19 protein-coding genes are annotated in these 21,203 nt (G+C 48.2%); 7 read left to right on the top strand and 12 right to left on the bottom strand.

Annotation, left to right across the window (positions count from 1 at the left end; all coding sequences use genetic code 11):
- The first annotated feature begins 64 nt into the window (after positions 1–64).
- On the top strand, positions 65–976 hold the full coding sequence (locus DET62_RS04040; protein WP_110012807.1) for an acyltransferase: 912 nt from the start codon (positions 65–67) through the stop codon (positions 974–976).
- Between the two features lie 12 nt (positions 977–988).
- The gene (locus DET62_RS04035) at positions 989–2,224 is read left to right on the top strand and encodes a mechanosensitive ion channel family protein (RefSeq protein WP_110012808.1); all 1,236 of its coding nucleotides are present in this window, start codon (positions 989–991) and stop codon (positions 2,222–2,224) included.
- A gap of 1 nt (position 2,225) precedes the next feature.
- On the opposite strand, the gene DET62_RS04030 is transcribed toward DET62_RS04035, so the two are convergent.
- From DET62_RS04030 to DET62_RS04005, 6 genes are all read right to left on the bottom strand, one after another.
- On the bottom strand, positions 2,226–2,843 hold the full coding sequence (locus DET62_RS04030; protein ID WP_110012809.1) for a thiol:disulfide interchange protein DsbA/DsbL: 618 nt from the start codon (positions 2,841–2,843) through the stop codon (positions 2,226–2,228).
- Between the two features lie 38 nt (positions 2,844–2,881).
- Entirely contained in the window at positions 2,882–3,886 is a 1,005-nt protein-coding gene (locus DET62_RS04025; protein WP_110012810.1) for a serine/threonine protein kinase, read from the bottom strand.
- Positions 3,879–5,309, bottom strand: coding sequence for a cytochrome c oxidase accessory protein CcoG (gene ccoG, locus DET62_RS04020; protein ID WP_110012811.1), 1,431 nt, complete (start codon positions 5,307–5,309; stop codon positions 3,879–3,881). The genes DET62_RS04025 and ccoG overlap by 8 nt, the downstream gene beginning before the upstream one ends.
- 66 nt (positions 5,310–5,375) lie before the next feature.
- Positions 5,376–6,608, bottom strand: a complete 1,233-nt coding sequence (locus DET62_RS04015; RefSeq protein WP_110012812.1) for a Zn-dependent hydrolase — start codon at positions 6,606–6,608, stop codon at positions 5,376–5,378.
- 127 nt (positions 6,609–6,735) lie between these two features.
- Positions 6,736–7,263: a carboxymuconolactone decarboxylase family protein gene (locus tag DET62_RS04010; protein ID WP_110012813.1), complete on the bottom strand. Its 528-nt coding sequence runs from the start codon at positions 7,261–7,263 to the stop codon at positions 6,736–6,738.
- 84 nt (positions 7,264–7,347) lie between these two features.
- Complete coding sequence (locus DET62_RS04005; RefSeq protein WP_011235799.1) at positions 7,348–7,893, bottom strand: peroxiredoxin; 546 nt, start codon at positions 7,891–7,893, stop codon at positions 7,348–7,350.
- Positions 7,894–8,042: 149 nt separating this feature from the next.
- Between DET62_RS04005 and DET62_RS04000 the strand changes: the two genes are divergently transcribed.
- On the top strand, positions 8,043–8,957 hold the full coding sequence (locus DET62_RS04000) for a hydrogen peroxide-inducible genes activator (RefSeq protein ID WP_110012814.1): 915 nt from the start codon (positions 8,043–8,045) through the stop codon (positions 8,955–8,957).
- Between the two features lies 1 nt (position 8,958).
- Here DET62_RS04000 and DET62_RS03995 read toward each other — a convergent pair whose 3' ends face one another.
- Complete coding sequence (locus DET62_RS03995; RefSeq protein WP_110012815.1) at positions 8,959–10,470, bottom strand: FMN-binding glutamate synthase family protein; 1,512 nt, start codon at positions 10,468–10,470, stop codon at positions 8,959–8,961.
- Between the two features lie 131 nt (positions 10,471–10,601).
- Here DET62_RS03995 and DET62_RS03990 point away from each other — a divergent pair, with 131 nt between their 5' ends.
- Together DET62_RS03990 and DET62_RS03985 are read left to right on the top strand one after the other, a co-directional pair.
- Positions 10,602–11,735, top strand: a complete 1,134-nt coding sequence (locus DET62_RS03990; protein WP_110012816.1) for a PQQ-dependent sugar dehydrogenase — start codon at positions 10,602–10,604, stop codon at positions 11,733–11,735.
- A gap of 1 nt (position 11,736) precedes the next feature.
- The gene (locus DET62_RS03985) at positions 11,737–13,770 is read left to right on the top strand and encodes a TonB-dependent receptor (RefSeq protein WP_110012817.1); all 2,034 of its coding nucleotides are present in this window, start codon (positions 11,737–11,739) and stop codon (positions 13,768–13,770) included.
- 5 nt (positions 13,771–13,775) lie between these two features.
- Here the strand turns inward: DET62_RS03985 and DET62_RS03980 are convergent, their stop codons facing one another.
- The 3 genes from DET62_RS03980 to DET62_RS03970 all read right to left on the bottom strand — a co-directional run bounded on the left by DET62_RS03980 (position 13,776) and on the right by DET62_RS03970 (position 17,350).
- A complete protein-coding gene (locus DET62_RS03980; RefSeq protein WP_034819500.1) occupies positions 13,776–14,462 on the bottom strand; it encodes a type 1 glutamine amidotransferase domain-containing protein in 687 nt (228 codons plus the stop codon).
- A 63-nt stretch (positions 14,463–14,525) separates the two neighbouring features.
- Entirely contained in the window at positions 14,526–15,866 is a 1,341-nt protein-coding gene (locus DET62_RS03975) for a sigma-54 dependent transcriptional regulator (RefSeq protein ID WP_110012818.1), read from the bottom strand.
- Positions 15,863–17,350, bottom strand: a complete 1,488-nt coding sequence (locus DET62_RS03970; protein ID WP_243734828.1) for a HAMP domain-containing sensor histidine kinase — start codon at positions 17,348–17,350, stop codon at positions 15,863–15,865. Before DET62_RS03970 ends, DET62_RS03975 begins: the two co-directional genes overlap by 4 nt.
- 168 nt (positions 17,351–17,518) lie before the next feature.
- On the opposite strand from DET62_RS03970, the gene DET62_RS03965 reads away from it, so the two are divergent.
- Both DET62_RS03965 and DET62_RS03960 read left to right on the top strand, forming a co-directional pair.
- On the top strand, positions 17,519–17,899 hold the full coding sequence (locus DET62_RS03965; RefSeq protein ID WP_110012820.1) for a DUF4168 domain-containing protein: 381 nt from the start codon (positions 17,519–17,521) through the stop codon (positions 17,897–17,899).
- 119 nt (positions 17,900–18,018) lie between these two features.
- On the top strand, positions 18,019–19,677 hold the full coding sequence (locus DET62_RS03960; protein WP_110012821.1) for an acetolactate synthase large subunit: 1,659 nt from the start codon (positions 18,019–18,021) through the stop codon (positions 19,675–19,677).
- Here the strand turns inward: DET62_RS03960 and DET62_RS03955 are convergent.
- Complete coding sequence (locus DET62_RS03955; RefSeq protein ID WP_110012822.1) at positions 19,674–20,246, bottom strand: glutathione S-transferase family protein; 573 nt, start codon at positions 20,244–20,246, stop codon at positions 19,674–19,676. The two genes, DET62_RS03960 and DET62_RS03955, sit on opposite strands and share 4 nt — an antisense overlap.
- A gap of 12 nt (positions 20,247–20,258) precedes the next feature.
- Positions 20,259–21,137, bottom strand: coding sequence for a cation diffusion facilitator family transporter (locus DET62_RS03950; protein ID WP_110012823.1), 879 nt, complete (start codon positions 21,135–21,137; stop codon positions 20,259–20,261).
- Positions 21,138–21,203: the final 66 nt, after the last annotated feature.

Here is a 21,203-nt window from a genome sequence, read left to right as displayed (position 1 = left end):
AACAGACATCATTACTGGCTTCAGTTATTATTTATCTCATTGTTTCTAATTAGGATAGGGCAGCATGCTGACATCAATACTCATTCCCTTCAGAGTCGTTATTAACTTTTCATGGGGATTAATCACCACCGCTATTATTGGTGTTTCGATTATTAGTATTGGTATTTTTAAAGTGTTACTGCCTTTTAAAACGCCTCAGCGCATTTGTTCTTTTCTGGGGAATGCTCTATTCAGAGTCTGGGCGTACTGTATGTCAATGATGTTCCAGCTGACTCAACGCATGGAATGGCACATTAAAGGTGACCTCGATATCCACGAAAAAGGCTGGTACATGGTTATGGCTAACCATCGTAGCTGGGTCGATGTGCTGGTGTTAATGCATTTGACTCGTCGCCACATGCCTATGCCGCGCTTCTTTTTAAAGTCACAACTTATGTGGATACCCATTATTGGCTGGGGTTGCTGGGTACTGGATATGCCTTTTATGAAGCGCTACTCAAAAGAGTTGCTGGAGAAAAAACCGCATTTAAAAGGCAAAGACATTGCGACAACAACGCGCTCCTGTGCCAAATTCCGTCACATTCCTACAACTGTGGTCAATTTCTGTGAGGGCACGCGATTTACTCCAGAGAAGCACGCGAAAAAACACAGCCCTTTTAGCAACCTGCTGCCGCCTAAAGCAGGCGGAACGGCCTTCTCTTTGCAAGTTATGGGCGGTCAGTTTGAAGCCATTCTGGATATCACTATAGTCTACCCGGGAACCGACAAACGCCCGGTAGTCTGGCATTTATTAAGCGGACAGCTGAAAAACGTCTATGTTGATATAAAGACACGGCCGATTACCGAGGATTTAATTGGCGATTATGCCAGTGATAAAGCTTTCAGAGCTCATTTTCAGCAATGGCTGAATACGCGCTGGCAGGAAAAAGACCAAACCATCGACGAAATGCGTAAGGAAATTCACGGCACACGCTAAGAGAGTTTTATAATGGACTTCGAGTTTGTAAAAGAATGGCTAAAAAAATTCGGTATCGAAAGCAACCTACAAGAACTGAGCTTGGCTATCAGCTCTCTATTAGTTCTAATTGGTTGTTACATTACCTATGCCATAGCGCGTTGGCTTATCGATCATGCCATAGAGCACTTGTTAAAAAGGGCGCCCGAGCGGTGGTATAAATCGCTGGTTAACAGTGGCCTTTTTAAGCGTTGCGCAAACTTAGCCCCGGTTATCCTGATACACAGTTTCATACCGATCCTGTTTATCGATGACTTTGAAAGCTGGCAGTCCCCGCTACGTACCGTTGTTGGTGTTTATCTGACCTGGGTTATTACCAGTATTCTGACAGCTCTGGCCAACGTCGTTTCCATTGCCTATGACTATACTTATAAAGCACGTGAGGTCCCCATTACCGGAGTCATTCAGGTCATAAAACTGATACTGGTACTCATGGCGATTCTCATCACTATTGCCATCATTATGAACAAATCGCCTATGTACTTGCTAAGTGGTTTCGGCGCCATGACCGCCATTCTTATGGTGGTTTTCAGGGATACCCTAATGGGCTTTGTTGCCGGAGTGCAATTGGCGACCAACCGTATGGTTGCTATTGGGGACTGGATTGAGCTGACTGATCACGGGGTTGATGGTACGGTTCAGGAAGTCGGCCTAATTTCCGTGCAAGTTGAGAACTGGGATAAAACCATTGTTTACTTGCCCACTTATGTATTAATACACGAGTCGTTTAAAAACTGGCAGGGAATGATCAATACAGGTGGGCGGCGCATGAGACGTTCACTAATGATTGATTTGGACAGCTCTAAAATTCTGTCGAACGAACAGTTAGAAGAACTTGCTAAAAAGCATTTTAATCAGTCCGCTGACGACTGGCTAAATGCCAATGAACTCGACAAACCGGTAAGTAACTTAACTGTATTCCGGGTATTTACTGACAATTATCTAAGGAACCACAAACAGGTAAGAGAAGATCTGACTATTATGGCTCGCCTTATGCAGCCTACAGCAGCAGGGTTACCGCTGGAAATTTATGCGTTTTGTAAACAAACGGACTGGATGAAATACGAAGCGGTACAAAGCTCAATTATCGAGTATTTATACAGTGTGATGCCAGACTTTGGACTGAAGAATTATCAGTACTTGAATAACAACCACGCCTTCTCTGAAAACAAAGAAGGCGCTTATTGTGACTATAAACCGGAGTCCTGAGTTACTTTTCTAACAGATAACCGGCTAAATCAGAAAAGTCTTCCTGAAAATTATCGCTGTCACGGAACCCCTGTGGCAGCATTTTGTATTTACCGTTAACGATAAAAGTTGGCGTTGCGTTAACCCCTAAGTTGCTTGCCCGGCGATCCATTTTAGACGCCGCAGCGCGCACAGTGAAGCTCGCCATAGCTTTATCAAACTCATCACCGGAAACACCGTTAACAATAAACACATTACGAATGTCCTGCTTGCTGGTCAGCATGCTATTTTTATTAAAGTTGTAATCAAAAATAGCCGCGGCAATCTCTTCTTCCTTATTCAGTTTTTGCGCAACGACAAAAGCCTGAGTCATGGTCTCGCCCACGTTACCGCGAGGACTAATGAACGACACATGAGCCTTCTTGAAAGCATCCGGGTATTCAGATTTCAGTTCTTTTGCAATAGGTTCAAAGCGGTAGCAGTGCACGCAGTAAAATGAGAAAAACTCTGCAATTTCCGGCTTGCTGGTCGCTTCATCGGCCACCACTTCGTAGTGGACACCTTCTTCAAAATTCTGAGCCTGAGCAAAACCCGCTGCGACCATTAATGCCCCGACAAAACCCATTAACCACTTTTTCATTATCATTTCCTGTTATCTGTTAAAACTATCTACTCAAACTAGCCGTTAAAGCCAAGGTTTAGCGGCGCTTCATCCAGCCCCGCCAATTGTTCTTTCAGTGCCAGAATCTGCTGCTCCCAATACCGGCTTTCTGCAAACCAGGGAAACGCGCGCTGAAAGGCACTATCTTGCCACCGGCGTGATAACCATGCCATATATTGAATGATTCTGAAACTGCGCAAAGGTTCAATTAATATCAATTGCGCCGTATCGAATTCGCAGAAATCTTCGTAGCCAGTCAGCAGGGCATCCATCTGTAATGTTTGCTCCTGATGCGATCCGTTCAGCATCATCCATAAGTCCTGAACCGCAGGCCCGGAACGACAATCATCAAAATCGACAAAAGTCAGTTGCTCTTCATACTGCAGAATATTACCAATATGGCAGTCGCCATGCAGACGCTGATACTCGAAGTCCTGCAAAGGTGTAGAACGTAAGCGCTCACTTAAGGGATCAAGAATGGCAAAAAAGGCGTCTTTTAATTCAGCGGGCAATAAAGCGGACTGGTGTAGCTCGGCCACGGACTGTTCCACAAAACCTTCATAGTCAATGGTTTCCCGGACTTTAAACTTGCCTGCCTGAGCCACCGCATGCATACGGCCTATTTGACGGCCCAGTCGCTCAAGTTCGTCCAGGTCATTCGGCTCAAAGGCTCTGCCGCCAATGCTTGTATACACACAAAAACGATAGCCTTCAAACTCGTGCAGACGCTTTCCCTGAAGCTCCAGAGCCGAAACCGCCGGAACCTCGGCTTGCGCCAGTTCCTCAACAAACTCCAGTTCTTCGTTAATTTGCTCTGTGCGCCAGCGCTGCGGGCGATAGAATTTTGCCACGTAACGTTTGCGATCGTCGTCAGCAAACTGATAAACCCGGTTTTCGTAGCTATTAAGTGCCAGCAAGCCCGATGCGGGATACAAACCGACACTTTCTAAGGCATTAACAACCAGATCCGGCGTCAGTCCCTGAAAAGCAAAGTCCGACGCGTTCTCTGTAAAATCATTCATATAAAAAGCGGCTCTGATGCGTATTAGTTATATCCGCATTATCGACCGCTGTGACCACGAAGTAAAACTCTGTGACCTGACCTTCTAATAATGATGGTGGAACCGCTACGGTTACCGGCAAGGTTCCGACTTCACCCGCAGAAACCTGTTTCGTAGAATCGCCAATTAACTCGAACTCATCAAAACCTTTAACTTCCACGCGGTAAGTCATGTCCTGTTGCGACTTATTGACCAGCTTTAAGGTAAAGACGTTTTCAATTTGCCCTTCAATGTTTTCTCTGAACAGTTGATTGCGGTCCCGCAATACATCGACTTCCAGAGGCACCCGAGTTGCAACGTCCCACACCAAAACAGTACTCACCACCAGAACCATAATAAAGTAGCCGATACTTTTCATTCGCCACGGGTTGGTTTTCTCTTTCTTGTCTTTGGCTGCCAAATTACGTTCTGTAGTAAAGCGAATAAGGCCTTTGGGATAGTTCATTTTATCCATAACGTCATTACAGGCATCGATACAGGCGCCACAATCAATGCACTCATATTGCAGACCGTTTCGGATATCGATACCAGTAGGGCAAACCTGTACACACATATAGCAGTCAATGCAGTGACCTAAGCCTTTTTCAGCCGGATCGGCCTTACGTGAACGCGGCCCGCGGGGCTCACCACGCTCAGCATCATAAGACACCGTGTAAGTGTCTTTATCGAACATGGCCGACTGGAAACGCGCGTAAGGGCACATATGCGTACACATAATCTCCCGCATATAACCTGCGTTACCATAGGTGCAGAAGGCAAAGAAAAGCACGCTGAACGTTGCCCAGAAACCGGCATCCAGGGTGAAGAAATTCAGGAAAAGTTCGCGGATGTCGGTAAAGTAGCCAACAAAGGTCATTGAGGTTAACAGCGCGACCAGCACCCAGCCCGTTTGTTTACCGGCTTTGCGCCAGAACTTATCAAAGTCCATTTTACGCTCATCCAGTTTAATACGCTTATTGCGCGGACCTTCAAACTTTTTCTCAAACCACATGAAAATGAAAGTCCAGGTGGTTTGTGGACACATAAAGCCGCACCAGACCCGGCCAAAAACCGTCGTCACAAAAAATAACGCAACCGCCGCGACAATGGCAAACCAGGCAACGACAGTAAAGTCCTGCGGCCACAAGGTTAAACCGTAAATGCGGAAACGCTGCTCCATAATATCAAGCAGAACCGCTTGTTCTCCCTGATAGGTCAGCCAGGGAATGAGGGCGAAGACCGCCAGCAGAAGAAAGCCAAACCCTCGACGAAAGTATTCCATTGCACCTTTTATATCACGCACATAAATACGACTGCGGGGGGAATAGTTGTCGTTGTGCTTTTGTCCATCGGGACGGTGAATTTTAACTTTGTCGGCGGACTGAACCGTTATTTTTTGTTCCATGAGCAATACCACATAGTGTCACGGCGAGGTGCGCACAGTATAACGGATCTTAACTATTTGCGCAGCTCACTGAGCTGAATTAATAATGCAATCAAAAAGTATGTTACAACCAGCTTCTACGTCATGCCAGTGCGACCACTCATCGGGTGCATGACTGACCCCATTTACAGACGGTATGAATATTAGCCCGGACTCTGTAATTTCGGTAAAAAACTGAGCATCATGCCCCGCGCCACTGGGCATTTTCAGGCACGAATAATTCCGCGCTTTGGCCATATCCTGTATCTGTTTTGTCAGCTTTTCTGAACAGGCTTGCGGATTCAGCCAGCTGACTTGTTCGTATTCAAACTTCAAACGGTGTTTGCGGGCTATTGCTGACAACGCCTTGTTGCAGGAGTCTGCCAGCTCTTTCATTACATCGTTACTCATGTCGCGACCCACAATAGTAAATACCGCTTCACCCGGCACGGTATGCGGGCTACCGGGTTTCAAATCGACCTTACCTACAGTAATGCGCGTTTTATCGGTGCCATCTTCGGCAATAATGCGCTCAATTTCATGAGCAAAATCGGCCAACCCCATAAAGGCGTCACTGCGCATATTCATGGGCGCTGTACCAGCGTGGTCGGCTTTACCTTTTAAGTGAACTATCCATTTAAACACCCCGGAAATACCTTCCACTGCGCCAATGGTTATCTCTTTCTGGAACAGCACCGGCCCCTGTTCAATGTGCAGTTCGTAAAAGGCTTTTAGCCGCTCCGGAGGCCAGGCAGCATCCAGCGCATCCATAACGTCCATACCGTGGGCGGCCATTGCGTCCTTCAAATAAACATTATCAGCATCGTGAGCCGACATTAGCCAGTCCGGGTTCAGAACTCCCGCAATAGCCTGAGAGCCCATCATACCGCCAAATCGGCCTTCTTCTTCGGCGGTACCAACAACCCATACAGGATGCGCTAATTTCACGTCATTTTCTTTGATCGAGCGCAAAACTTCGAAGCCCGCTAAAACCCCGAGCGCCCCGTCGAATATTCCCCCTGCAGGAACAGTATCCAGGTGCGAGCCCGTGAGAATGGCTGGTTTTTTTCTGTAATCGCCAATACCAAAGAACACATTACCGGCACCATCCATAAAGGTCTCAAAGCCTTCAGCTTTAGCTTGCTCCATCATCCAGCGACGAGCTTCCATATCAGCATCGGTAAAACCCCAGCGATAAACCCCATGGTCAGTTTGGTTATAGCCAATTTTGGACAGATCCAGCACGGTTTTCTTTAAACGGTCAGCATTAATGCTCAACATAGTTGCCTCCTTAATGTCTGTTATTAAAGAGTAGGACATAAACCGGGGAGCACCAAAGGCATAAAAAAGCCCGCACCAAAAGATACGGGCAAAGGTTGCACGGGGCAAAGGGGAGCCCCTAGAGGGTTTACGACAGTTTGCGTGCAGTTAAGGCTGCATTAAGTACCGCCGCCAACTTAATTGACGATTGAATTGCTTGCGCTGAAACGTCATGCTTCAGCAAGGTTTGCACGTGCGAATCAATACACATACCACAACCATTCAGTGCCGATACCGCCAATGAGAACAGCTCAAAGTCGGCCTTATCCACACCCGGATTAGCCATTGCATTCATGCGCAGTCCCGCAGGAAGCTTGGAAAACTGTTTATCGCTTGATAAGTGCAAAAAGCGATAATAAATGTTGTTCATTGCCATTAAAGAGGCTGCGGTTTTCGCTGCCGTTTTAACGTTTTCTTCAATTTTGCCTTCGGCTTCTTCTTCCACTGCCTGAGTCAGCTCGTCGTTCGCCAGGGTGTAAACCAGCGAAAGAGCTGTACCGTAGAACTGGTCGCTGGTTAAACCCGACTGTTCAACGTTAGAAAATAAGCTCGACAGGTTGAGTTTGGTGTCTTTACTGTGATCACCCAATAGCTGTTTGTAATCTGCAATTGCCATGCTTTACTCCTGAAATCCTGTGAAAGTGGGGAACAGGCGCCGATGCTATTACATCAGCGCTCGTTCGGTGAAAACAGACATCAATTACAGCGTGTCGCCGCCCAGTGCACGGTTACAAGGGCACAGTTCGTCGGTCTGTAAGCCGTCTAAAATACGGACGATTTCTGCCGGGTTACGACCCACGTTCAGGTTGTTTACCGATACGTGCTGGATAACGTTGTGCGGGTCAACAATGAAGGTCGCACGTAAAGCAACATTCTCAGCTTTGTCACGAACACCTAATCCGTCGACCAAAGAACCGTCGTCAGCAAAAGAGTACTGGTTCAGGCGGTCAAGATCAGGGTGCTCACGACGCCATGCGAGTTTCACAAATTCGTTGTCGGTACTGCCGCCCATAACTACCGCGTCGCGGTCAGCAAAGTCTTCGTTCAGTTTTGCGAACTCAACAATTTCAGTTGGGCAAACAAAGGTGAAGTCTTTCGGGTAGAAGAAAATGATTTTCCACTTACCTTCAAAGCTGTTGTTGTCGATAGTTTCAAACGCGCTCTCGCCATTTTCTTCCGGCATATTGAACTTAGGTTTTGCCGCAATAACGCTGAATTCTGGTAATTTATCGCCTACTGTTAACATAAATTGTCTCCTTGATTGGGATTTAAAATGTATTCGTTCCTTAACGAGTCGAGAGCTAGTGTACGGACGGAGACAGATTGGATAAAACGAATAAAACGGATTATGATAATCGGAAATACCAATTAAACAGATAACGCAACGGATAACCTATGAGTAAATTGCCGAGCCTGAAAAACCTGAGCTACTTACTGGCTCTCCACCAGGAACAAAACTTTAATCGTGCGGCGGCTGAATGCAATGTCAGCCAGTCGACACTAAGCAGTGGCATTCAAAATTTGGAAGAACAGCTCGACTGCCAGCTTATTGAGCGTGACCATAAATCTTTCCTGTTTACTGCCTTAGGAGAGGAAATTGTGGAGAAAGCGCGGGACATTATCAGCGCCTCAGAAGAGTTACTGCATTACGCGCAGGGGCAAGGCAACATTATGGAAGGACCGTTAAGGCTGGGTATTATTCCCACCATAGCGCCCTTTGTTATCGGTGAACTTAGTAAAAACTTACAGAACAAGTTCCCTAAACTGCTGCTGCAACTGTCTGAAGACACGACCCAGAATTTACTGCATCGCTTACGTAACGGTGAGCTGGATATTCTGTTGCTGGCGCTGCCGATGGACATTCAGGGGAATCAGAAGTGGATACTGGGCCGTGACCCGTTCAAGTTAGTGGTGCATAAAGAGCTGGCGGAAACCGTCGGCGAGCCGGTTGATTACGATAAACTGCCTGATCGCAGCATTTTCCTGCTGGAAAAAGAACACTGCATGACCGGCCATGCGGTCGCAGCCTGCCAGCTAACCGACTCGATTAAGATGAACCCATTTACAGCAACCAGCCTGCACAGCCTGGTACAAATGGCAGATGCCCGCTTAGGCGCTACCTTTGTTCCACAAATGGCAATAGACCAGGGCATTTTGGAAAACACCGATTTGGTCTCCTTAAAGCCCACCGGGCAGGAAGCCTCCCGCGATATAGGTCTGGTCTACCGCCCAACCACCAGCCGCCGACAGACCTTCCGTAAAATTGCAGAAGAAATAGCCCGACTGCTGCCGGTGAATACCCTGAACTAAACTAACGACGTCTGGCCGGGGGTAACGGATAACGCTCGGCCAGACTAATACTTTCACCGTCAGGCTTAATAACCCGGGCGTGACGCCGATTTAACTGGCGTGGGTCAGTCACACCACAGGAATGCGCAATAATATTAACACCATACTCCATGTACTTGTGGTAGTTAGCGACACGTACCGATTTGTCCTCTGGATCAAGCCCTCTCATTAACTTAGGGTCGTCGGTAGTGACTCCTGTTGGGCAGGTGTTTTTGTTGCACTGCATGGCCTGAATGCAGCCCAGCGAGAACATAAAGCCCCGCGCTGAGGTCACAAAGTCTGCGCCCATAGCAATAGCCCAGGCAACATCGGCCGGTGTGATCATTTTACCGGAGACAACCACTCGAACACGGCCATGCAGGCCTGCTTCGGTGAGCTTATCAATAAGCATCGGTAAGCTTTCAGTCACTCTCAGACCGACGTAATCCATTAACGGCTGCGGTGCTGCGCCAGTTCCGCCGTCAGCGCTGTCCAGAGTAATAAAGTCGGGAGCGTATTCTTCTCCGCGCGTCAGGATGCAGTCGATCAATTCATCAATCCATGACGGGTCACCCATAACAAATTTAAACCCGGTGGGTTTGCCGGTAATCTTGCGTACTTTTTCAATGAAATCGAGCAACTCTTCATTGTTGCTGATTTCCGGATGCCGGTTCGGGCTAATGGCGTCTTCACCCGGTACAAGGCCACGAATTTGCGCAATTTCCTTATTCACTTTTACACCCGGCAAAATACCACCTTTACCCGGCTTAGCCCCCTGACTCAGCTTTACTTCAAACATTTTTACATTGTCGTGACGGCCCAGCTCAGCAAGCCGATCTTCATCAAGCCGCCCTTCTTTATCCCGTACCCCAAACTTCGCGGTGCCCATTTGGAAAACAATGTCGCAATGTCCCATCAAGTGGTAAGGCGATAAACCGCCCTCGCCGGTATTCAGCCAGCAGCCGGCCTTCGCCGCCCCCTGAGACAATGACTTAACCGCAACCGGTGACAAGGCACCATAGCTCATCCCGGACACATGAAAGTACGAAACCGGAGAATAGGGCTTTTGACAATAAGGACCAATAATAACCGGCTCCGGCGATGTCGCCTGCTCAGCCATAGGTGGGTAAGGAGCGTTACTAAAAATGATGGTGCCGGTGCGGCTTAAATCCCGGGTGGAGCCGAAAGCCACGTTACGGTCCGCATTTTTTGCGGCACGGTAGACCCAGCTTCGTTGGGCACGATTAAATGGCATTTCTTCGCGATCCATAGCAAAGAAATACTGGCGCATGAATTCCCCCATACGCTCGAATAAATAGCGAAAGCGCCCCACAACCGGATAGTTATGGCGAATAGTATGCTTATTCTGGGTTTTATCGACGACATACATAACGCCAATAGAAATCACCAGCGTAATAATAGCCAAAACAAAAATGGCGGCTAACCACTGCGCTAAAGTAAGTAAGGAATCCGTGCTAAAAACGTTGCCGCTCATGGGTACCTAATACATTTCTAGTAATTGATAAGAGTATTAACGGTTAAAGCGACAAACAGATCAAGCACAGTGTCATCAAAATTTTGAATAATGACGTATACTCTAAATAATTCAATAACAAGGAGAGACCTATGTTCAATCCAAAGTTTGTTTTAACGGCAATATTGGCAGCTTCAGTAAGCGTGACGGCCACAGCCGAAGATGTCGAAACCGAACGCCATAAAGTTAGTGTCAGCACGCTTGCGGATGGCTTTACCAACCCCTGGGGTATGACTTTTCTTCCTGACAAAAGTATTTTAGTTACCGAGCGCTCCGGCGACATCTACTGGGTATCCGCCGACGGCAGTTATCGCGAAAAGATAAGCGGAACACCAGAGGTGGTAGCACAAGGCCAGGGCGGTATGCTGGATATTACCACTGACCCTGACTTTGCTGAGAATAACTGGGTTTATATTAGTTACTCTGAAGCGTCACAGGACGGTGGGAAAGGGAATAGTACGGCCGTTATGCGTGCGAAACTTGACGATAAAGAATTTACTGAGCAGGAAGTTATTTTCCGTCAGGCACCGAAGTACGAAAGCAATAACCACTTTGGTTCCCGGTTAGTCTTTTCACCTGAAGGGCATTTATACATTACTTTAGGTGACCGCTATTCACGAATGGATGACGCACAGACACTGGATAACCATCACGGTAAAGTGATACGCATATGGCCTGATGGCAGCATCCCGAAAGACAACCCTTTTGTTAACGATGATAACGCTCTGGACGAAATCTGGTCGTACGGTCACCGCAATGTGCAGGGTGCCGACATTCATCCAGAAACGGGCGAGCTCTGGACTGTTGAGCATGGCCCACAAGGCGGTGACGAAGTAAACATTCCGGAAGCTGGCAAAAATTACGGTTGGCCAGAAATTACTTATGGTGTTGATTATGGCGGTGGCATTATCAGCGAAGACGCGGTCAAAGAAGGTATGAAGCAACCCTTCTATTACTGGGTACCCTCTATTGCCACGGCCGGAGCCACATTTTACAACGGCGATGCGTTTCCTGAGTGGAAAGGCGATTTCTTTGTCGCAGCTTTGAAAAGTTCACTGGTTGCTCGCCTGGACTTGTATGAAGGTCGCATGATGCATGAAGAGCGTTTATTTGAAGATGCTGTTGAAGCTCGTATTCGCGACATTAACCAAGGCCCTGACGGTTACCTCTATTTATTAACCGACCAGCCTGACGGTGCCATCATTCAAATAAAACCGGCGGATTAATATGTTGTACTCAGCTGTATTAAGAAAACTCACTTACACGGGGCTGCCTTTATTGGCGGCCTCTTTCGTTGTTCACTCCGCAGACGTAGACGAAACCGTTGTTGTTACAGCGACACAAAGCGAAACGCCTTGGTTGACTACTGCGGCCAGTATCGACCGCGTGAGCGTGGAAAACACCTTACCTTCTATGAAAATTGATGCTGGCGATGCCTTAGCCGGAGTGGCTGGCATTCAGGCTGACAACCGTTACAATTACGCACAGGATACACGCCTGGTGGTTCGCGGGTTTGGCTCACGAGCGGCGTTTGGGGTGCGGGGTTTGCAGCTAAACGTTGACGGTATTCCGTTATCTATGCCCGACGGCCAGGCGCAAACTTCGAGCATTTTTCTCGATAGCATCGATTCGCTGGAAGTATTACGCGGCCCATTAGCAACGCTTTACGGGAACTCCGGTGGCGGTGTGGTTGAATGGTTCAGCCGTAAGCCAACAGAAACCGCGTTGGAATGGGGTGGACAGTTCAGCGAAAATGACACTCAGCGGTACAATGTTAATGCCCAGTGGGCAACCAACACCAATCAGCTACAAATTCTAGCCTCAGACTTTCAGACCGACGGCCCGCGCAGGCACAACTCTGCCGAGCGCCAGCAGCAGGCGATACGCTGGTATCATCAGTGGGACGAGCAGAACCGGTTTGTTATTCGCTACGACAATAACGATGCGCCATTATTGCAGGACCCCAGCGCACTAACGCCCGAAGACTGGCGCGAAGACCCAACCCAAACCGTGCAACGAGCGGTTGATTTCAACACGCGGAAAGATATTCACCACCGTCAGGGATCGTTTAGCTGGTTTCACGAGCGTGACAATGGTGAAGGGTTACTTTCGCTGTGGCAGGGTGACCGCGACATAGAGCAGTTTCTGCCGTTTGCCGGTGACGGGAACACCAGTTCTGGTGCCGTAATAGACGTTTCTCGTCAGTTTGAAGGTGCCCATGCCCGCTGGCGTCAACGCGGAGTTAACTGGTCAGCAACCGTGGGGGCGCAATTAGAGCGCCAGCAAGATCACCGCTTTGGATATGTGAATGACAATGGTGAAAAAGGTGATTTGCGCCGCAACGAATTTAACTGGATTGAAAATGCATCAGCCTATCTGCGTTTTCAGTGGCAGTTATCGGAAGAACTTTCAGCAACCGGCGGAGTTCGTTACAGCGACATCAATTATAAGGTTGAAGACTACTTTACCGAGCTGGATAACTCCGATGACAGCGGCAGCAGCGACTTTAGCGAGACCACGGCAGCAGTTTCAGTTACCTGGCAGTTTCTGCCTACCTCGGCGACTTATCTGAGCATCGGGCAAGGTTTTGAAACGCCGACACTAACTGAGCTGGCATACCGGAATCAGGGCTCGGGTCTGAACCGCGAACTGGGTCCGTCCACGAATGATCAGTGGGAATGGGGTATTAAACACCAACTACCGAAAGACTGGCGTCTGCATTTTGCTTTCTTCGGTATTAAAAGTGAAGACGAAATACTGGTGGATCAGTCAAACGACGGTCGCACTACCTACCGCAACGCATCGGAAACCTCGCGCGAAGGTGCTGAACTCAGTATTAACGGCGCATTAACGCAACAGTTAGATTTACTGCTTTCATACAGTTACATTGATGCGACCTTTGATAATGGTCCGTTGCAGGGGAATCAGCTACCCGGCGTAGCAAAAAGTCAGGGGTATTTACGTCTTAACTGGCAGCCCACAGAGCAGTGGCTGGTTCAGTTAGCCGGACAGTACCGTAACGAGACACCGGTTAATGATGCAAACGATACCTTTGCCCCTTCTTATACAACTTGGGATGTCGCCGTAAGCCGCGATTGGCAATGGTCTAAGAGCGAGCTGGATGTATGGGCTCGGATTGATAACATTACGGACAAAGACTACGTAGGAGCTGTTGTGGTTAATCAGGGCAGCGGGCGTTCATTTGAACCCGCAGTAGGCCGGCAGGCAAGCGTCGGCATTAGTTGGCGCCGACGCTTTTAAACCAACTACAGGCTGGCTCTTAACACATCGAGCAGGCGCTGTGCCGTCTGCTCAGATGAAGCAGGGTTCTGACCGGTAATTAACATACCGTCCTGAACGGCATATGCCTGCCAGTCATCCACCTTACGATAATGGCCGCCTTTGGCGGTCAACTCGTCTTCCAGCAAGAACGGAACCACATCGGTCAGCTCTACTGCCGCCTCTTCGCTGTTACTAAAACCGGTAACAGTACGCCCCTGAACAAGCGGGTCACCACTTGGGGTTTTCACATTTAAAAGCACCGCGGGTGCGTGGCAAACAGCAGAAACCGGCTTGCCTTTACTCCAGAAATGCTCAATCAGCTTAATGGAGTGCTCATTGTTGGTTAAATCCCACAATGGTCCGTGACCACCCGGATAAAAAATTGCGTCGAAACCCTCAGGGTCAACTTCATCAAGCTTACAGGTGGTTTCTAATTTATGCTGAGCCGTCTCGTCTTTTTCAAAACGCTCGGTTGCTTCGGTTTGCGCATCGGGCGTTGTGCTGTTTGGATCAATTGGTGGCTTGCCGCCCTTAGGCGATGCCAAAGTCACGTCCACACCTGAATCGGTAAAAACATAATACGGAGCTGCAAACTCTTCTACCCAGAAACCCGTTTTATGATCTGTGTCACCGAGCTTATCGTGTGAGGTTAATACCATTAATACTTTCACTTAGTACTCCCGTTAGATGATTCTAAAACTTAGTATAGACTACGTGATAAAACGCGTGTTTGATCACTCGCCATGCTGTTCCAGCCAACGGTATAAGGTGCGTCTTGTGACCCCGAGAATTTCAGCCGCTTTAGATTTGTTCCCTTCGGCATGCGCCAGTACCTTACAAATGTACTGATTCTGATATTCATCCAGAGTCGGCCACTCCGTGCCATATTCCACGTCGGGTTCATGCTCACTATCCAGAATTCTTTGCGGTAAATCTTCAACCGCTATCTTATCGTCTCTGGAAAAGGTAAAAGCACGCTCAATAGCATTTTGTAGTTCTCGTACGTTGCCCGGAAAGCGGTAGCTATAAAGTTGTTCCAGTGCAGCCGGAGAAATGCTGCGAACCGTTTTATCACTGTTTTTTTGCAACTGCTGTAGAAAGTAATTAGCTAAGCGCTCTATGTCTTCGCCGCGCTCGCGCAAAGGAGGCACCCTTAAGCTAAAGGTTTCCAGACGGTAAAATAAGTCCTGCCGAAAGCGCCCATCCTCTACCTGTTGCTCTAAGTCCTGGTGCGTTGCAGCCAGGATCCGGACATTCACTGTTTCTTCTTCGTCACTGCCCACGGCGCGAATCGTGCCTTCCTGCAAGACGCGTAGCAGTTTGGCCTGCAACGCCATTGGCATTTCACCAATTTCGTCCAGTAACAAAGTACCACCGTCGGCCTGCTTAAGCAGACCCTGACGTTTTTTCTGAGCACCGGTAAACGCACCGGCTGCGTGACCAAAGAATTCACTTTCCATTAAATCGGCGGGAATGCCTGCACAGTTCACTGCCTGAAAGCTTTGCTCAGCACGGTCACTTAACTGATGCAGTGCCTTAGCCACCAACTCTTTACCCGTACCGCTTTCACCGGTAATTAACACGCTGCCGTCTGCCGGAGCAATGCGCTCTATCTGGTCATACAATTTACGCATTGACGGACTTTGTCCGACTAAGCCCCCGGGGCCTTTTTGTTGCTGACGATACCGTTTAAGCTCCCGCTGCAGTGACCGATGTTCTAAGATCCGTTTTACGCTAAGCAATAAATGCTCAACATCCAGCGGCTTAGTTAGAAAGTCATCAGCTCCTTGTTTTAGGGCATCAACCGCCTGATCAACCGTACCAAAAGCGGTAATCAATAATAGCGCAGGCGAATTATCTTCATTTTTTAAACTTTCCAGTAAAGACAGGCCGGACAGCCCCGGTAAGCGGATATCGCTGATAACCAAATCCAATGGCGTTACCGACTTTTTAAAGGCCTCAACACTTCCCCAGGCCATAACTTTATAGCCTTCGGCCTCCAGTTCTTCAACCAATAGCTCCTGCAGAGCCGGATCATCCTCAATAACACCTATCATGGCTTTTGCTGCGGTCATTCACTACCTCCTTTAATAACGGCTTGCCGAAGGCATTGCGCGGGCAAACTCAGGGTGACCCGACAACCACCATTGGGGTTATTGGCTAAAGACAACTCCCCGTTATGATCATTCAATACGTGTTTAACTATGGTTAAACCAAGTCCGGTACCTTTACCCTGAGGTTTATTGGTTTCAAAAGGCTGTAAGGCTTTATCTTTCATAGACTCGGGCAGGCCTTCCCCGTCGTCATCAATGGTGATAATGACACCTTCACCGGCGTACTCAGCTGCCACCACAACTTCCGATTCAGCGGCCTGCAAACCATTGCGAAGAACATTAACCAAGGCCAGTTCCAGTCGCTTGATATCCACTTTCAGAATAACGTCGACAAGCTCCTTAATTACCACTTTGGCCGACCCCTTATCCTGCTCAAACTCTATGCTGGTCATGGCTGTTGCTATCAGCTCACGTAAAGAAATGGTTTCGCGCTGCTGTACCGGCGTACGGGAGAAAGCCAACAGTTGGTTTACCAGCCCGGTTAACCGCTGCACCTGGCCTCTTACCGCTTTTAGCTGGCGCTGACTGTCTTCGTCTTTATGGTTGCGTAATAAGCGGCTGGCGCGGCCGTCAATAACGGTAAGCGGAGCACCTAGCTCGTGCGCAACACCACTGGCGACACTCCCAATAGCCGCCATTTTTTCCTGTTCTCGCAAAGCTTGCTGCAGAGAGGCCTCGTGCTCTCGGCGCTGCTCCAGCTCTTGTTCAGCCTCGGTGATACTATCGAGCATACGGTTGAAACCCTGCGCAACCTCCTGCAATTCTGACGGGCCAGCAGGTGTAACCCGCGTACTGCGGTTCCCTTCAGCGACCCGCAACATGGCGTCCTTAAGTGCCACCACATGCCGACCGACACCGCGATAATGACCAAAAACCAGCACCGCAATAGTAATTAAACCGAACGCCGCCCAGCTCAGCCAGGCGTATTGGCTTAAGGTTTCAAAAGACTCATCAAAATCACTAGCCCGCCGGTTTATCTGTAATAAACCAATAATGCGACCACCGCGATCAACAATAGGCAGGAATTGAGAGAAGACATCGCGGCCTTCCACCCGACGGTAATCGTCTTGCTTTATTCCAGTCTGAACGGTTTGTAGTGCTAACTGACTGTTGCTTAAGTCGGTTTCAGTAATGCCCGCTTCCGCTACCTGCTGGCCATACACGTTATAAACCGATGCACCATAAACCCGACCAATATTGAACACCGAATCCAGATTCGCCTGTACTGTGGACAAGTCGTTATTCAACAAGGCGTCGCTTATAGGCAGGCTAATGGCTCGCCCCAGAAGTTCTAAGTCACTTTTTAGCCGCTCATTAGACTCATCAGAGGCAACCTGTAACCCAACGCTTATTGCTACACCGGAAATCAATAACATTGGCATAACGACATAAACCAGAAGCCGCCTTTGCAGACTGGATAGTGGCCAACTGTATCTTTTTGTCACACGACCTCCTTTAACTGTGTACTAAGGATACACATTTTTTAGTTGGTTTTCTCGGCGCAAACTTCGCAAGAACAAAAAGCTATAAAAATCAGTTAATTGAAAAGTTGGCACAGTCTTCGCTTTAGTTAGAGCGTAAGTAAAACTGATAAATTCATCTAGGAGATTATCATGCAAAAGACAATTATCGCATTAGCAACAGTATTCGCACTGGGTAGCACAGCAGCAATGGCTCAAGAGCAACAAGCTCAAGATCCAATGGCGCAGCAACAGCAGCAAACTCAGGAAATTTCTGAAGGCATGCTGGTTAAGTTTGTAACCGCTATGGAAGATGTTCAGGGCGTTACTGAAAAATACCGCGACCAGTTCCAGCAAGCTGAAAATCAGGAAGAAGCGCGTGAGATTCAACAATCTGCACAGGAAGAAATGATTGCAGCAGTTGAAAACGCGGGTCTGACTCCGCAAGAGTACAACATGATTATTCAGCAGGCGCAAAACGACGAAGAGCTTCGTGGTCGCTTAGAAGAGCTGACTGGTGACGAAAACTCTTAATCGATTTACTCGATTGTCGCTTAAGAAGGCAGCCTTTTGGCTGCCTTTTTTGATCATCTCTCCTATGCTTTACGTAGGCCTAACTAGAAGAATATTCTTTAACGCAAGGAGAAAGCGAAGTGAAAGCATCCGATTTATTCGTAAAAGCACTTGAAAACGAGGGTGTGAAGTACATTTTCGGCATTCCCGGCGAAGAAAACCTGGACTTACTTGAGTCGCTCTCAAAATCCAGCATTGAGCTAATTTTAACCCGCCACGAACAGGGCGCAGGTTTCATGGCCGCCACTTATGGTCGCCTGACCGGCAAACCCGGGGTGTGCCTTTCCACCTTAGGCCCGGGGGCAACCAACTTGGTTACACCGGTGGCCTACGCGCAACTCGGCGCTATGCCTATGGTTGTCATTACTGGACAAAAACCCATAAAGGAACGTCATCAGGGTCAATTCCAGATCATTGATGTAGTCGACATGATGACTCCCATTACCAAATACACTCAGGCGATTATTAGCGCCAGCAGTATTCCGGCGCACATCCGTGAGGCTTTTCGCCGCGCTGAAGATGAACGCCCCGGCGCTTCTCACCTGGAGCTCTCAGATGATATCAGTCGCGAAGAGGTCAGCAGCCTTCCTATAGAAGCCAGTCATTCGCGCCGCCCTATTACCGAGCATAAATCGGTCCGCCACGTGCTGGAACTACTGCGCGAAGCAAAACACCCGGTACTGTTGATAGGGGCTGCGGCCAATCGGAAAATTACAGCCAAAATGCTGCGCGCATTTGTCGATAAAACCGGTATTCCTTTTATTACCACGCAAATGGGTAAGGGCGTTATTAACGAAGACCACCCACGCTGGCTTGGTAATGCGGCGGTTTCCGACGGCGATTACCCGCACCGCGCCATCGAAAAATCTGACCTGATTCTTAATGTCGGTCACGACGTGGTGGAAAAGCCTCCCTTTATGATGAAAACCGGCGACAACGACAACCGTAAAGTGGTGCACATTAACTTTCAGGGTGCCCAGGTTGATTCGGTTTACTTTCCTCATGCCAGCATGATCGGCGATATTGGTAACAGTATCTGGCAGTTAAAAGAAGGGATTGAGCCGCAAAGTCACTGGGATTTCGACTTTATGCTGAAAGTTCGCGATCACATGCGCGACCATACCGATGAAGGCGCTCATGACGGCAGCTTTCCGGTGTTACCCCAGCGTCTGGTAGAAGATGTGCGTGAAGCTATGCCAGATGACGGTGTCATTGCACTGGATAACGGCATCTACAAAATTTGGTTTGCACGTAATTACCCGGCTCGTCAGCCAAATACGGTACTACTGGATAATGCCCTTGCCTCAATGGGTGCAGGCTTACCATCGGCCATGGCCGCGAAGCTGGTTAACCCGGAAAAGAAAGTCATGGCAATATGCGGTGACGGCGGTTTTATGATGAACTCTCAGGAGCTTGAAACCGCTGTGCGCATGGGGCTGGATATTGTTGTCGTTATCTTAAACGACAGTGGCTATGGCATGATCAAGTGGAAACAGCAGCATATGAAACTGAGCGACTACGGCTTAGATTTCGATAACCCGGATTTTGTGAAATATGCAGAGTCTTATGGCGCTAACGGTTACCGCTTAGATAAAACCGAAAACCTGATACCGCTGTTAAAAGACTGCCTGAACAAACCCGGCGTACACCTTATTGATGTACCCGTGGATTATTCACAAAATGACCGGCTGCTGAACGAGGAAATCCCCGAACGCAGCCGCGCCATTAAAGATATTTAAGAGCGGCCAGGATCAGTATCCGCGAAATAAGGATAGTCGTTTAACTTATCGACAAAAGCCTGAAGTCGCGGATACTTATCCAAATTAAAACGCTCACGGAAAAGCCCCCAGCTTAAGAAACAACCCAACCTCAGTTCACCATCACTAAAAGGGTGCGGACCTTCATACGCCACCGCATGTTCTTTATCTTCCATTAACTGCAGTATGTCATCAATACGCTGCTGCTGGCGCTTAATATACTTAACACTGTCCGCCGTTACGCCTTCTCTTTCCAGCAAAAACACGTTAATTGCCGAGTCCATCGCCGTATTAACCAGGCAATACTGATCAAAATCTTTTACATCGGCAAAGAAACGCTCATCCGCCTTGTCCCTTACGTATTTGAGAATGCTGGTAGAGTCATGCAAACGCAGGTCATTGTGGTGAAGAAAGGGAACCTTTTTCGCAGGGCTTAATTTGGCACTGGTTTCAAAATCCGTTTCGGTAAATGAAAACTTTGTCTTGGTCTCAAGCAAAGCAATACGGCAATGTCTTACGAACGGCGAGGTATAACTTCCGAACAATTCCATGATCTTCTCCTGTTAATGGTCTCGACAAGCTTCGTCAGGGTATTCCAGTTCAATGGTGGTATGAGCTAATTCAAACGCTGCCAGCTGCTGTGATATTTGCTGCTTTAAAAGTGCGCGCTCTGAACATTCCAGTTCTTTTGATACCACAATATGCGCGGTTAATACATGACGCTCGCCATCCAGTGACCAAAAATGCAAATGATGGGCGTCATCAACCAGTTCCAGCGAGGTCAGTTGTTCACGTATTTTCCGGTACACTTCAGGGTCTGGAGAGGCCTGAACAAAGAGCTTAACGGTAGAACCCAAGTGACGAAGAACGTTAACCAGAATGAACAAAGTGAAGCCAATAGACAACAGAGGATCGAGAATAGGCCAGTCGACAAAGATTAAAATAATCGACACAATTAGAACCGCAACCCAGCCCAGAACATCCTCTAATAAGTGCCAGTTAAGTACGCGTTCGTTTAACGATTTACCATGAGACAATTTAAACGCCGCATAACCATTTACAATAACGCCGAATACCGCCAGTAACGCCATACCCTCCGCCATTGGCATTACCGGGTCCCATAGACGCGGAATGGCTTCAAATAAAATCCAGATTGAGCCAGCAGTCAGTACAACCGCGTTAATAAAAGCGCCAACCAAAGATAAGCGTTGATAGCCGTAAGTAAAAGTCTGCGTGGCATCTTTACGGCTGAATTTATCCAGCAGCCAGGCCATACCAATAGAAATGCTGTCACCCAGATCGTGCACAGCGTCCGCTAAAATGGCTGTACTATTGGTTAATACTCCACCGATAAATTCAATAACGGTAAAGCACAGATTAAGGAAAAACGCCCAACCAATTCGCTCCGATGAGCTCTCGTGGTGATGATGGTGATGGTGCATAAAGCTCCTTATTACCAATGTTAGTACCCATTCATCTTAATACTAAGCGAGTCAGAATTCGACATC

Origin of the sequence: Idiomarina sp. H2 (genome assembly GCF_004364275.1) — a bacterium.
GTDB classification, from domain to species: Bacteria; Pseudomonadota; Gammaproteobacteria; order Enterobacterales; family Alteromonadaceae; genus Idiomarina; species Idiomarina loihiensis.
Note: the sequence above shows the minus strand (reverse complement) of the source record. Positions and strands in the feature narration are given on the sequence as shown.

Coding starts and splice junctions, on each gene's coding strand:
- DET62_RS04030 (WP_110012809.1), bottom strand. CDS start 2,843: ATGAAAAAGTGGTTAATGGGTTTTGTCGGGGCATTAATGGTCGCAGCG.
- DET62_RS03955 (WP_110012822.1), bottom strand. CDS start 20,246: ATGGAATTGTTCGGAAGTTATACCTCGCCGTTCGTAAGACATTGCCGT.
- DET62_RS03995 (WP_110012815.1), bottom strand. CDS start 10,470: ATGAGCGGCAACGTTTTTAGCACGGATTCCTTACTTACTTTAGCGCAG.
- DET62_RS04040 (WP_110012807.1), top strand. CDS start 65: ATGCTGACATCAATACTCATTCCCTTCAGAGTCGTTATTAACTTTTCA.
- DET62_RS04035 (WP_110012808.1), top strand. CDS start 989: ATGGACTTCGAGTTTGTAAAAGAATGGCTAAAAAAATTCGGTATCGAA.
- DET62_RS04005 (WP_011235799.1), bottom strand. CDS start 7,893: ATGTTAACAGTAGGCGATAAATTACCAGAATTCAGCGTTATTGCGGCA.
- ccoG (WP_110012811.1), bottom strand. CDS start 5,309: ATGGAACAAAAAATAACGGTTCAGTCCGCCGACAAAGTTAAAATTCAC.
- DET62_RS03965 (WP_110012820.1), top strand. CDS start 17,519: ATGCAAAAGACAATTATCGCATTAGCAACAGTATTCGCACTGGGTAGC.
- DET62_RS04010 (WP_110012813.1), bottom strand. CDS start 7,263: ATGGCAATTGCAGATTACAAACAGCTATTGGGTGATCACAGTAAAGAC.
- DET62_RS04025 (WP_110012810.1), bottom strand. CDS start 3,886: ATGAATGATTTTACAGAGAACGCGTCGGACTTTGCTTTTCAGGGACTG.
- DET62_RS04015 (WP_110012812.1), bottom strand. CDS start 6,608: ATGTTGAGCATTAATGCTGACCGTTTAAAGAAAACCGTGCTGGATCTG.
- DET62_RS03950 (WP_110012823.1), bottom strand. CDS start 21,137: ATGCACCATCACCATCATCACCACGAGAGCTCATCGGAGCGAATTGGT.
- DET62_RS03990 (WP_110012816.1), top strand. CDS start 10,602: ATGTTCAATCCAAAGTTTGTTTTAACGGCAATATTGGCAGCTTCAGTA.
- DET62_RS03975 (WP_110012818.1), bottom strand. CDS start 15,866: ATGACCGCAGCAAAAGCCATGATAGGTGTTATTGAGGATGATCCGGCT.
- DET62_RS03985 (WP_110012817.1), top strand. CDS start 11,737: ATGTTGTACTCAGCTGTATTAAGAAAACTCACTTACACGGGGCTGCCT.
- DET62_RS04000 (WP_110012814.1), top strand. CDS start 8,043: ATGAGTAAATTGCCGAGCCTGAAAAACCTGAGCTACTTACTGGCTCTC.